Annotated in this window: 7 protein-coding genes and 1 pseudogene; 5 read left to right on the forward strand and 3 right to left on the reverse strand. The window is 74.2% G+C overall.

Annotated elements, in window-relative coordinates; genetic code table 11:
* Positions 1-55 precede the first annotated feature (55 nt).
* Positions 56-469 (forward strand): cupin domain-containing protein, encoded by a 414-nt coding sequence (locus O7599_RS08095; protein ID WP_281621438.1) that lies wholly within the window; start codon positions 56-58, stop codon positions 467-469.
* Between the two features lie 69 nt (positions 470-538).
* Positions 539-3,313 carry a LuxR family transcriptional regulator gene (locus O7599_RS08100; protein WP_281621439.1) on the forward strand — a complete coding sequence of 925 codons (2,775 nt, stop codon included), beginning with the start codon at positions 539-541 and terminating at the stop codon, positions 3,311-3,313.
* 114 nt (positions 3,314-3,427) lie between these two features.
* Here O7599_RS08100 and O7599_RS08105 read toward each other — a convergent pair.
* Both O7599_RS08105 and O7599_RS08110 read right to left on the reverse strand, forming a co-directional pair.
* Positions 3,428-3,790, reverse strand: a pseudogene (locus O7599_RS08105) (transposase); the annotation flags it as partial.
* A gap of 199 nt (positions 3,791-3,989) precedes the next feature.
* The gene (locus O7599_RS08110) at positions 3,990-4,964 is read right to left on the reverse strand and encodes an alpha/beta hydrolase (RefSeq protein ID WP_281621440.1); all 975 of its coding nucleotides are present in this window, start codon (positions 4,962-4,964) and stop codon (positions 3,990-3,992) included.
* 253 nt (positions 4,965-5,217) lie between these two features.
* Here O7599_RS08110 and O7599_RS08115 point away from each other — a divergent pair, with 253 nt between their 5' ends.
* The 3 genes from O7599_RS08115 (at position 5,218) to O7599_RS08125 (ending at position 10,592) form a co-directional block, all read left to right on the forward strand.
* Positions 5,218-6,045 (forward strand): alpha/beta hydrolase, encoded by an 828-nt coding sequence (locus tag O7599_RS08115; RefSeq protein ID WP_281621441.1) that lies wholly within the window; start codon positions 5,218-5,220, stop codon positions 6,043-6,045.
* 288 nt (positions 6,046-6,333) lie between these two features.
* The gene (locus tag O7599_RS08120; protein ID WP_281621442.1) at positions 6,334-7,203 is read left to right on the forward strand and encodes a DUF4394 domain-containing protein; all 870 of its coding nucleotides are present in this window, start codon (positions 6,334-6,336) and stop codon (positions 7,201-7,203) included.
* Between the two features lie 194 nt (positions 7,204-7,397).
* Positions 7,398-10,592, forward strand: coding sequence for a tetratricopeptide repeat protein (locus O7599_RS08125; protein WP_281621443.1), 3,195 nt, complete (start codon positions 7,398-7,400; stop codon positions 10,590-10,592).
* A gap of 42 nt (positions 10,593-10,634) precedes the next feature.
* Here O7599_RS08125 and O7599_RS08130 read toward each other — a convergent pair whose 3' ends face one another.
* Positions 10,635-13,091 carry a SpoIIE family protein phosphatase gene (locus O7599_RS08130; protein WP_281621444.1) on the reverse strand — a complete coding sequence of 819 codons (2,457 nt, stop codon included), beginning with the start codon at positions 13,089-13,091 and terminating at the stop codon, positions 10,635-10,637.
* Positions 13,092-13,105 lie beyond the last annotated feature (14 nt).

A 13,105-nucleotide genomic window follows, 5' to 3' on the forward strand; every position in this document is an offset into this window, starting at 1 on the left:
ACGGGACGGCTGTCCGGTCTCCTCCGTGACGATCACACCGTGTGGAAGGAAAGACATGACTGCCGAGCACGCACACCTGCCCCCGGGCGTCGAGATCATCGCCACCCTGGCTGAGGCGACGGACGGGATCCCGGCCGGCGCCGAGGCGAGGACGGTGCGGGTCACCCTGGCGCCCGGCGACACCGGCGCCCCGCCCCACCGGCACCCGGGACCGCTCTTCGGCTACGTGACCCAGGGAGAGATCCTCTTCGAACTGGAGGGGGAGGCACCCCGGGTGCTCAAGGCCGGGGACGCCGTCTTCGAACCCGGCGGCGACGTGATCCACTACCAGGGCGCCAACAACCTCCAGGACGCGCAGTCGCAGTTGGTGGTGACCATGTTCGCGCCCCCGGGCACTCCCGTGCTGACTGTGGTGGGCGCGGAGGAACTGGCCGAACGACGGCACCTGCGCGTCCCCCCGCCCGCCTGACCGGCGGGGCACGGCCGTCCGCCAACCGGCCCCCACCACGTAGGACACGCAGTTCGCTAGCATCTTCGCGTGGTCATCTCCAGCGAAGACGGCAGAGTGCCCGAAAGCGCGCCCCTGCGGGGACGCGTCCGCGAGTCGGCCGAGCTGCACGCGATGGTCGAGCGCGCCCGCGCCGGAAAGAGCGGTGCGCTGGTCGTCTCCGGTGAGGCGGGTATCGGCAAGAGCGCGCTCCTGGAGCGGATGGCGGAGGGTGCCGCGGGCCATGCCCGGATCGAGCGCATGATCGCGCCGGAGTCCGAGATGGAGCTGGCCTACGCGGGGCTGCATCAGTTGTGCGGACCCCTGATGGGCTCGGCCGGACGCCTGCCGGGCCCGCAGCGCGAGGCGATCGAGACGGCGCTCGGGCTGCGCCAGGGCTCCGCACCCAGCCCCTTCCTCGTCGGGATCGCCCTGCTCGGGCTGCTCACCGAGGCCGCGGACGAACGGGCGCTCCTCTGCCTCGTCGACGACGCCCAGTGGCTCGACGAGGCGTCGGCACGCGCGGTCGCGTTCGCCGCCCGGCGCCTCGACGCCGAGGGAGTCGCCCTCGTCCTGGCCATGCGCACGGTGGACGACGCGTTCGCCGGGCTGCCCCGGATGGAGATCACCGGGGTGGGCCACGAGGACGCGCGCGAGCTCCTGCGGCTCGCCGCCCCGGGCGGCCTGGACCGGCGCATCCGCGACCAGTTGCTCGCGGAGGCACGCGGCAACCCGCTCGCGCTGCGGGAGCTGCCGCGGGCGCTGAGCCCGGCCGAGATCGCCGGCGGGTTCGCTCTCGCCGGCTCGGTGGCGCTGGAAGGCCGTATCGAGCAGAGCCTGGTCGCCCAGTTCGAGCCGCTGCCCGCGTCGACGCGCCTGCTGATGCTGCTGGCAGCCGCCGAGCCGACGGGCGACCCCGGGCTGCTGTGGCGCGCGAGCGCGATACTCGGGCTGGGACCGACGGACTTCGACGCCGCCGCGCAGGCCGACGCGCTGGTCGTCGGCACCCGCGCCGGGTTCCGCCATCCGCTCGTACGGTCGGCGGTCTACCGCTCGGCGGCGCCGGAGGACCGCCGCCGCGTCCACGCCGCGCTGGCCGACGTCACCAGCGCCGAGCACGACCCCGACCGCCGGGCCTGGCACCGGGCCAGCGCGACCCTGCACCCGGACGAAGAGGTCGCCGCCGAGCTGGAGCGGTCCGCGGTACGGGCACGGACCCGGGGCGGCGCCGCCGCCGCGGCCGCCTTCCTGGAACGGGCGACGGAACTGACTCCCCAGCCGTTCCCCCGCGCGCAGCGGTTGATCGCCGCGGCCGAGGCCAAGCACGAGGCGGGCGCGCCGACGGCCGCGCTGCACCTGCTCGAATCCGCCGGCGACCTCCCCCTCAGCGAGTTGCAGGAAGCGCTCGTCGCCCGGCTGCGGGCCCGCGCCGGGTACGCGCTACGGCGTGATCGCAGCGGCACGCAGCGCCTGCTCGCCGCCGCGCAGGGCCTGGAGGGACTCGACCCCGTCCTGGCCCGCGACACCTACATCGAGGCGCTGGCAGCCGCGATCTACGGCGGCCGGCTCGGCGACGCCGAGCAGGCCGCCGCCGTGGCGAACGCGATCCTGGAGGCGACCCCCGCCGCGGAGGAGTCCGACCGGGCACGGGACCTGATCCTGCGCGGCCAGGCACTGCTCGCCGCCAGGGGGCAGCAGGCGGCCCTGCAGACCCTGCGCCGCGCCCAGCGCGCCTTCATGGAGCAGGCCCCGGCGCTGGAGCTGCACTGGATGTGGTTCGCCTCGCGCTCCGCGCAGGACCTCTGGGACGCCCCCGCCCTCCGCGCGCTCGCGAACCGCGCGGTCGAACTCGCCCGCGCCGAAGGAGTCCTGACGGTGCTGCCGATCGCCCTGAGCCTGCTGATGCTGGCGCAGACGGTCGACGGCGACCTGGACGCCGCGGAAGCGTCCTGCGACGAGATAGAAGCCATCAAGGAGGTCACCGGCAACCCGCTGCCGCAGTACGGCCGGCTCTTCCTCGCCGCGTACCGGGGGGAGGCCGAGGAGACGAAGCGGTGGACGGAGCGGATCCGCGCCGACGCGCAGGCACGCGGCGAGGGCTACGGCGTGAGCGCGGTCAACTTCTCCGAGGCCATCCTCTACAACGGCCTCGGCCGCTTCGCCGAGGCGGTGGCCTCAGGACGCCGCGAGCTGCCGTACACACACGAGCTGAACCACGCGATGCGCACCCTGCTGGAGCTCGTCGAGGCGGCCACGCACACGGGCGAACGGGCCCTCGCCGAGCAGGCGTTCGAGCAGTTGGCCGCCGTCACGCGACCGGTCGGGACGACCTGGGCGCGCGCCGTCCTGGCGATGTCCGAGGCGCAGTTGCGGGAGGGCGACGAGGCGGAGAGCCGGTACGTGGAAGCGCTCGCGCGCTTCGAGCGGGAGCGCATCCCGATCATGATCGGCCGCTGCAAGCTGCTGTACGGGGAGGAACTCGTGCGCCAGGGCCGGCACGCGGACGCCCGCGAGCAGCTCACGTCCGCGTACGACGTCCTGTCGCGCTGCGGCATGAAGGGCTTCGCCGACCGCGCCGCACGCGAACTGGGCACGATCGGCGAGGCACCGCACGCGCGCGCGCAGCGGCCGACGGCGCAGCTCACCGAGCAGGAGCTGAACGTGGCGCGCCTCGCCCGCGAAGGGCTCACGAACCGGGACATCGGGGCGCGGTTGTTCATCAGCGCGCGCACCGCCGAGTACCACCTGCACAAGGTCTTCCTGAAACTCGGCATCAAGGGGCGGGCCGAGCTGAAGACCGCGCTCGGCGACTCGACCGCGCACTGATCCGGACTCCGGCTAGCGCGAGGGGCACGCGGGGCGGTTCTGCCCTGCCCGGCAGGCGGCGCACCGCATGACCGGGTCAGCGCCCTCCCACGGAACCCGTGCCCGCAGGTTCGCCCCTTCCTCCGCCCGCTCCCGGGCGGAGACCAGGACCGTACGGGACAGGTCGGCCATCCCCGCCGCGGCCGGGGTGTCGAGCACCGCCCGGTGCAACCGGTCCCACACCCCGGCACGGGACCAGAGCAGGAAGCGGCGGTGGGCGGTGGACTTCGACAGGGCGAAGCAGGGCGGCAGGGCACGCCAGGCGCAGCCGGACACCAGGACGTAGACGACGGCGGCGAACACCGTCTGATCGGGCGTGTTCCGTGTTCCGCCGCCCTGCGGCCGGGCATGCTCCGGTGGCAGCAGGGGGCGGGCGATCTCCCACAGACCGCCGGGGACGATCCACCGCCACTCCTGCTTCTCGTCGCTCGTCGGCACCTGCTGCAGCACGTGGGTCACTCCCCTGGGACGTTCGGCTGGTCGCCATCTGGAACCGGGCGGGCGGCCTGCCTGTGACACCGCGGACGGTCACGAAGGGTGCACGGCTTCCCTCGTGTCCGGCGGAGTGGTCACCCCTCTGACCGGACAGCCGCGCACCCTGTGACATTCCCACCGTGGGCACACCGTGGCGGGCCGCTCAGGAGGAGCCCGCACCACTGCCCAGGGCGTCGCGCAGCGCCGTGACGGACTGGGCGACGGCCGCCCGGGCGGCCCGGGTGTCGCTGAGCGGGTTGAGCATCATGAAGTCGTGGATCACGCCGTCGTAACGGACGGTGGTGACGTCGACGCCGGCCGAGCGGAGCTTGGCCGCGTAGGCCTCGCCCTCGTCGCGGAGCACGTCCGCCTCGTCGACGAGGAGGAGGGCCGGCGGGAGACCGGAGAGCTGGTCGAGTCCGGCCCGCAGGGGGGACGCGGTGATCTCGCCGCGCTGCGAGCGGTCGGGCGCGTAGGCGTTCCAGAACCACTCCATGGCCTTGGCGGTGAGGTAGTAGCCGGAGGCGAGGTCGGCGTAGGACTCGGTGTCCATGCCGGCGTCGGTGACCGGGTAGTACATCGACTGGTGCACGAAGCGGACGTCGCCGCGCTCCTTGGCCATGAGCGTGAGGGCGGCCGTCATGTTCCCGCCGACCGAGTCGCCCGCAACCGCCATGCGGTCCGGATCGAGGCCGTGGGCGGCGCCTTCCCTGACGATCCACTGCGCGGTGGCGTAGCCCTGCTCGATCGCGACCGGGTAGTGGGCTTCGGGAGAGCGGGCGTACTCGACGAACACGACCGCGGCCCGCGCCCCGTCCGCGAGTTCGCGCACCAGCCGGTCGTGGGTGCCGGCGTTGCCCAGAATCCATCCGCCGCCGTGCATGTAGAGCACCACGGGGAGAGGCCCGGCGACCCCGCGCGGCCGGACGATGCGGACCTGGACGTCGCCGACGTCGGCGGGAACGGTGATCCACTCCGAGTCGGCGTCGGGCTTCCCGATCGGTTCGGCCTGAATGTCGTCCAGGAGCTTGCGGGCCTTCTCGGGCCCCATCTCGTACAGGAACGGCGGCTGGGACGTGTCCTGGGCGAACTGCTGGGCGGCGGGCTCCAGAACGATGGAGCCGGAGGGAGCGGTCATGACGTACTCCGTGAGGTGGGGGGTGGGGAGGTACCGAGGACCGCTGCACGGCGGCACGGCGGGGCGTCGTCACGCCAGGCCGGCGGGCAGGCTGCGCAGCATGGCCACGCACACCAGCGTCGCCCCTGCGCGTCATGATCGCATCCGTGCACCGGCACACTCCGGCCCGTCCCGCCACTTCGTCGCTGCGTTTGTGGGACCCGTCCTCGGGGCCGACGATGGTGAGAGCCCCGAGCGAGAGGAGCTGCGGCACATGAGCGAGCCGACGACCGATGCCCCGCCGATCGTGCTGATCCACGGGCTCTGGATGACCGCGAGAAGCTGGGACCGCTGGGCGCAGCACTACCGGGCGAAGGGGTACGAGGTGGTCGTGCCGTCGTACCCGGGGTTCGAGATCGAGGTGGAGGCGCTGCGCGCGAAGCCCGAGATCATCGCCGCGGCGTCCGTCTCCGAAACCCTCGACCATCTCGGCAACGTGATCGAGAGCCTGGACCGTCCGCCGATCATCATGGGCCATTCCTTCGGCGGGACCTTCACCCAGCTCCTGGTCAACCGGGGCCTGGGCGTGGCCGCCGTGACCATCGACTCGGCGCCGCCCGAGGGTGTGCGGGTGAACCCGCCGTCCCAGATCAAGTCCCTGTTCCCGGTGCTCTCCAACCCGGCCAACCGGCACCGCGCGGTGGGCTTCACCAAGGAGCAGTTCCACTACGCGTTCGCCAACACCTGCACCCGGGAGGAGTCCGACGCGGCGTACGACCGCCTCCACATCCCGGCGCCCGGCAGTTGGGTGTGGAACTACGGCCTGCTCGCCAACTGGAAGCCGGGACACCAGGAGACCTGGGTCGACTACGACCGGGACGAGCGGGCGCCGCTGCTGTTCATCATCGGCGGCAAGGATCACCTGATGCCGCCCGCGGTGATCCGCTCGAACGCGAAGAAGTACCGCAACTCCGCGGCCCTGACCGAGACGTACGAGTTCCCGGACCGCTCGCACTTCACGGGCGTGGAGCCCGGCTGGGAGCAGGTGGCCGACTACGCGCTCGCATGGGCGACCAGCAACGCCCGTACCCCGCAGACCTGACGGCGAGCCTGCCGCCCGGGAGTCCGGCCTCGAATCCGGCCCCGACGAGCCGTCCTGACGCCTGCATCACACGGTTGGTGACGCGCTCCTTCACCGCTGTCGGCGACAGGCCGGACGGCCACGGCGGCTGAGCCGCCGCGGTGGGCGAGGTGCGCGGGGCCGTACGTCCGGCCCCGTGCCCCGTACCGCCGGTACGGCCAGCCGTCGTCCAATCGGCGTCCAGTCCCCCCGCATAGCTTGTGGCCCGCTCGCCACACAGTGGCTCGCCACACAGGAGGGGGAAGACCAGTGACAGGATTCAGGAAGAGAGCCGTCGCGGCGGTCGCCGCGCTGTCCGCCGTCGCGGCGCTCGCCGTGGCCGCACCGGCGTCCGGCAGCTCCAACTCGCAGAGCGCCGCGAGCCTGCGCGCCTACGGCATCTCCAGCGACGGCACGCTCATGTCCACCTTCACCACCGACCGGCCCACCGTGCTGGACTGGGTCCGGGTCGTCACCGGGCTGAAGGGCGACACGGCCCTTCGCGGCATCGACTTCCGCCCCCAGGACGGCAAGTTGTACGGCCTCGGCGACCAGGGTGGGATCTACACGATCACCATGCCGCCGCAGACCCCGGACGTGGTCGTCACCAAGGTCTCGCAGCTCCAGGTCCCGCTGTACGGGACCAACTTCGGCTTCGACCACAACCCCGCCGCCGACCGGCTGCGGGTGGTCAGCGACAACGGCCAGAACCTGCGGCACAACCTGAACGACCACACCACCGTCGAGGACCTCGTCCTCACCACGCCGCCGGGCGGCACGACGCGGGGCGTGACCGCGTCCGGCTACACGAACAACGATCTCAACAACCAGACCGCCACCACCCTGTTCGGCATCAACACCACCACCGACCAGGTGGTCATCCAGTCCCCGGCCAACAACGGCACGCTCGCCCCGACCGGCTCGCTCGGCTTCGACGCCGGCCCGAACGCGGGCCTGGACGTCTACGCCGACCTCGTCAACGGCAAGACGAAGACGAACACCGCGTTCGCCAGCCTGCAGCCGGCCGCCGGCGGCGCGTACGCGCTGTACGACGTGAACCTGCTGACCGGCGAGACGACCGGCCTGGGTCAGTTCCCGCTGCCCATCAGCGACATCGCCGTCCAGCTCGACTCCAACTGAGCGACGCCCGCGGCCACCGCGCCGGCCGCGTTCGCCCCCCGAGCCCGCCCCGGTCCTCATCCGGGGCGGGCTCCGCGCCGTGCCCCGGCGGCCGTCCCGCGCGTCCCGGGCCTCGAACTGCTGGACGGCTCGCGGTGTCTGCAGAATCCTGTGCCGCGGGGAGCCGCGCAGTGGGGCGAGCGAGGGGGAACGACATGCGGGTGCAGGTGTTGGGTCCGCTGGAGGTGTGGCGGGACGCGGTGCGCGTCCCCCTCGGCACCCCGCAGCAGCGGGCGCTGCTCGGGCTGCTGGTGCTGGCGGACGGCCGGCCGCTCACGCGCGGCGAGCTGGCCGAGGCGCTGTGGGGCGAGGCGCAGCCGCGCAGCGCCGCGAACCTGATCCAGACGTACGTGAAGCGATTACGCCGACTGCTGGAGCCGGACCGGCCGGCGCGCACCGCGAGCGCGCTGCTGCCGCGGGTGGGCGAGGGGTACGCGCTGCACGTGCCGGAGGCCGACGCGGACGGCGCAGGCGAGGCGGACGGCGGGGGCGACGCGGCCGGCGCGGTCGACGGTGTCGACCTCACGCGCTTCCGGCGGCTCGCCGCGCGGGCCGAGACGGCGCGGCGCGAGCACGGGCCGCGGCGCTCGGCCGCGCTGCTCGGCCAGGCGCTCGCGCTCTGGCACGGGCCCCCGCTCGCGGACCTCCCGCTGCTCGCGGGGCATCCGGCGCTGGTCGCGCTGGCGGGCGAGCGGCGGGCGGCGGTCGCCCGGTACGGGGCGGCGATGGTCGCGTCGGGCGGGGCGGCGGAGGCGCTGCCGCTGCTGGTGGAGTACGCGGGCCGGCATCCGCTGGACGAGGGCGCGCAGGCGTGCCTGGTGCGCGCGTACGAGGCGGTGGGGCAGCGCGATCTGGCGTTCGCCGCGTACCTCGACACCCGCCGCCGGCTCGCCGACGAGCTGGGCGTCGACCCCGGGCCGGAGCTGACCGCCGCGTACGCGGGGCTGCTGCGGGAGCCGGACGGCCCGGGCGGCGGGGGCCGGCGGGGGCGGCCGCGGGCGACGCCGCACGGCGCAGGCGAAGGCCCGCAGGGCGGGGCGCCGCCCTCGGCGCCCCTGCCGCCGCGGACGCGGAACCCGCAGCCCCCGGCGCCGCGGCCGGCGGAGCGGCCGGCAGCCGTGGCGCAGCCCGTGCCCCTCTGGCCGGCGCCGCCGGCCCCCCGCCCCGTACCGTCCCAACTCCCCGCCGACGTCTACGGCTTCTCCGGCCGCGGCGGCGAACTGCGCGCGCTCGACGAGCCGCTGTCCGCCGGCCCCGGCCCGCTGCCGGTCCTGGTGGTCTCCGGCACCGCCGGCGCCGGCAAGACGGCGCTCGCCGTGCACTGGGCGCACCGCGTGCGCGGCCGCTTCCCGGACGGCCAGCTCTACGTCGACCTCCGCGGCTACGACCCGCGGAGCCCGCTGCCCTGGGCCGACGCCCTCACCGGCTTCCTGCGCGCCCTCGGCCTCGGCGGGGCGCACATCCCGCTCGACCCGGAGGAGCGCGCCGCCCGCTTCCGCACCGAGGTCACCGGCCGGCGGCTGCTCCTCGTGCTGGACAACGCGCTGTCGGTGGAGCAGGTACGCCCTCTGCTGCCCGGCTCACCGTCGTGCGCCGTGCTCGTCACGAGCCGGGACAGCATGGCGGGACTGGTGGCGCTGCACGGCGCCCGCCGCCTCTCCCTGGGGCCGCTGCCGCGGCACGAGGCGGTCGCGCTGCTCCGGCTGCTCGTCGGCCGGCGGGCGCCGGCGGACCCCGCTTCGTACGCCGCGCTCGCCGAACAGTGCGCGCGGCTGCCGCTGGCGCTGCGGGTGGCGGCCGAGCTGGCGGCCACGCGCCCGGGGGTGCCGCTGGCGGAGCTGGTGACGGAGCTGGCCGACCACCGGCGGCGGCTGGACCTGCTGGACGCGGGCGGCGACCCGCGGGCGGCCGTGCGGTCGGTGCTCTCCTGGTCGTACCGGCACCTGCCGCCCGCCGCCGCGCGCGCGTTCCGGCTGGTGCACCTGCACCCCGGCCCCGACTTCGGCGTACGGGCCACCGCGGCGCTGCTCGACGTGCCGGAGGACGACGCCGCGCGGCTGCTCGACGCGCTGCGTGGCGCGCACCTCGTGCAGTCCCCGCGGCCCGGCCGCTTCGCGATGCACGACCTGCTGCGCGCGTACGCGGCGGACCTGGCGCGCCGGCACGACGCCGAGGAGAGCGGCGGTGCGGCGCGCGTCCGCCTGTACGACCACTACCTGGCCGGCGCGACGGCCGCGATGGACCAGCTCTACCCGGCCGAGCGGCACCACCGCCCGCCCGCCGGCCGCCCGCTGCCGCCCGCGCCCGTGCACGGGCCCGCCGAGGCCCGCGACTGGCTCGACGCGGAGCTGCCGGTGCTGGGCGCGGTGTGCGCCGCGGCTGCGGCCGGGCCCGGGCCGGAGTACGCCGTCGGCCTCGCGGCCGTGCTCTTCCGCCACCTCGACGGCGGCCATCACGCGGAGGGGCTCTCCTTCCACACCCACGCGCTGCACGCCGCGGAGCGCACCGGCGACGTCTCCGGCGAGGCGCACGCCCTGACCAGCCTGGGCGCCGTCCACTGGCGGCTCGGCGAGCACCTGCCCGCCGAGGAGTTCCTGGAACGGGCCCTCGTGCTGCACGAGCGCTCCGGCGACCTCGCCGGCCTGGCCCGCGCCCTGTCGAACCTCGGGAACGTCCACTGGCGGCTCGGCCGGCTCGACCGCGCCGCCGACTGCCACGGGCGCGCGCTCGCGCTCTACGCGGAGGTCGGCGACCGGGTCGGCCGGGCCCGTACGCTGACGAACCTCGGCAACGTCTGCCTCCGCCGCGGCGACCTGGCAGGGGCCGCCGCGCACCAGCGCCGGGCGCTGGCGCTGCACGCCGTCACCGGCGACCGGCCCGGCCGCGCCCGCACGCTGATGTTCCTCGGCCGCGTCCAACTGCGGCAGGGGCACGTCACGGCCGCCGCCGGGCACCTGCGCCAGGCGCTCGACCTCTACCGCGCGCTGGGACACGAGGGCCGCGAGGCGTACGCGCTGACGGCGCTGGGCGACGTGTACCTGGCGCAGGAGCGGTACGAGGACGCGGCCGACCACCACCGGCGGGCGCTGCGGCTGTTCGCCACCACCGGCGAGCGCTACGGCGAGGCGGCGGCGCTCAACGGCCTCGGCGAGGCGCTGCTCGGCGCCGGCCGCCCGGCGGAGGCGCTGATCCACCACGTACGCGCCGGGGAGGTCGCCGCCGCCACCGGCGAGCGCCCCGAGCAGGTCCGCGCCCACAGCGGCGCGGTCCGCGCCCGCCACCGCGCCGAGGGCACCCCGCACACCCCCGCCTCCGCCCCCGCCGCGGAGGCCGCCTCCGACCGGTCCTGACCGCTCTCCGCCCCCGCCGGCGGACTGCGGTCCGCAGCTTCTCTACGCTCCCGCCCGCACCCCCGGAGGGAGATGCTGTTCGGCCCAGATGGTCTTGCCGTCCGTCGTGTAGCGGGTTCCCCAGGACTGGGCGAACTGGGCCACCAGGAAGAGCCCGCGCCCGCCCTCGTCGTCGATGGCCGCCTGGCGCAGGTGGGGGGAGGTGTGGCTGCCGTCGGAGACTTCGAGGATCAGGTTCACGTCGCGGATGAGGCGCAGGTCGACGGGGCCGGAGGCGTGGCGGATGGCGTTGGTCACCAGCTCGCTGACGATCAGTTCGGCGGTGGAGGCGAGATCGTCCAGGTGCCAGGCGTCGAGTTGCTCGGTGGTCAGGGACCGGGCCTGGCCGACCGCGGTGAGTTCGCGGGGCAGGTGCCAGGTCGCGACGTTCTCCTCGTCGATGGAGCGCGGGCGTGCGACGAGGAAGGCGACGTCGTCACGGGGATGGTCCGGGAGCAGGAGGCGCTCCATGACGTCGCAGATCTCCTCCAGCGGGCGGTCGGGGTAGGCCAGCGCGAAGGCCAGCCGGGTGAAGCCGAGATCGATGTCGCGGTCGGGGGAGGCGGTGATGAGGCCGTCGGTGTAGAAGGCGAGGACGCTTCCGTCCGGGATCGTGAGGTGCGTGGATTCGAAGGGCAGGCCGCCGAGTCCGAGCGGGGGTCCCGCCGGGATGTCCAGGAATTCGACGGCTTTGTCGGGATGGGCGATGGCGGGCGGGGGATGGCCCGCTCGGGTGATGTCCGCGGTGCGGGAGATGGGGTCGTACACGCAGTACACGCAGGTGGCCCCGATCACGCCGGGGATGCGGCGGTCTCCTGCCTCCGCTTCGTCGAGATGGGAGACCAGGTCGTCGAGGTGGGCGACGAGCTCGTCGGGCGGCAGGTCGAGGTCGGCGAGGGTCTGGACGGCGGTGCGCAGGCGTCCCATGGTGGCCGCCGCCTTCATGCCGTGGCCGACGACGTCGCCGACGACCAGTCCGATGCGCCCACCGGAGAGGGGCAGCACGTCGAACCAGTCTCCGCCGACGCCGGCGTGGGTGTCGGCCGGCAGATAGCGGTAGGCGACTTCCACGCCGGTGGGGGTCGGCAGGTCCTTGGGGAGGAGGTGGCGCTGGAGGGACAGGGCGGCGCGGTGTTCGCGGCCGAAGCGCCGGGCGTTGTCGACGCAGACGGCCGCGTGGGCGGCGAGTTCCTCGACGAGGAGGAGATCGTCGGCGTCGAAGGCTTCGGGGTTCTTCCAGCGCACCAGGGTGGCCACCCCCATGGTGATGCCGCGGGCGCGCAGGGGGACCACCAGGAGGGAGTGGATGCCGACTTCCTTCAGCTTGTCCGAGTGCACCGCGTCCTGGGACAGCCAGGAGGTCGACAGATCCACGGTGGGCTCCAGCACGGAACGGCCCGAGGTGACGCAACGCTGCTGAGGCGACGATCTGGAATAGGTGACCGGTGTCCCCGCCGGCGTCACGGATTCCGGGATGTCCTCCCGGATGGACTGCTGAGCGCGCCGGATCAGCTCGGCGGAGTCGGCGATCAGGACCGGATCGGGCTCGTGGCCGTGGACGACGGCGGCGGAGAGGTCGACGGCGACGAAGTCCGCGACCTGCGGCACCAGCACCTCGGCGAACTCCTGGGCGGTACGGTCGAGATCCAGCGTGCTGCCGATGCGGATACCGGCCTCGCTGATCAGGGTGAGGTGTCGTCGCGCCTGGTAGTAGCCGGTGACGTCGAGAACCGCCTGGCCCATCCCCAGGGTGCGGCCGGCCGGGTCCTGAAGCCTGAAGGAGGAGCGGGAGCGGACGTGCGGCAGATGGGAGGAGGAAGCGACCGGGGGATCGACATGGGAGACGGCGACCCGTGGCTCACCCGTCTCCAGTACCTCCCGGGCGTGGGCCTCGGCTATCGGACCGACCTCCTCGGGAACGGTGTCGCCCAGCGCGCGGCCCAGACGCAGCCGCGCGGGGACGCCCTCCATGCGTTCCAGGGCCGGGTTGACCATGACGACCCTCAGTTGCGGATCCACGACGGTCAGCCCGAACGGTGACTGGGAGAACAGTCCGCGCAGAATCGCCTGCTCGCGCTCCCGCTCGTGTGCGGTGGCGAGGCTGGTGGCCACGATGAGCCAGCTCGCCCGGTGATCGCCCCCCAGCGGACAGACCTGCGCCCTGACCCGAAGGCGGCTCCCGTCGCGGTGCCGCGCCGTGAAGGAGCCCGTCCATCCTCTTCCGGCCGGGTTCCGTTCGGCTGTCTCCCAGCGCTTCTCCCACGGAATCGACAGAATATCCGTCACAGGGTGTGCAACCGCGTCCGCCGCAGCGTAACCGAACAGCGCTTCGGCGCCCTCGTTCCAGTGCTGGACCAGACCCTGCGAGTCCACCACGACGGCGGCATCGGTGATGTCGAACCGATAGCCCTCTGCCTCGCCGCCAGACGCTTCCGGCCTGCGGTCTTTCCGTGATCCCACACCTCAATGGTGCA

It is taken from the genome of Streptomyces sp. WMMC500, from assembly GCF_027497195.1.
Taxonomy (GTDB): Bacteria; Actinomycetota; Actinomycetes; order Streptomycetales; family Streptomycetaceae; genus Streptomyces.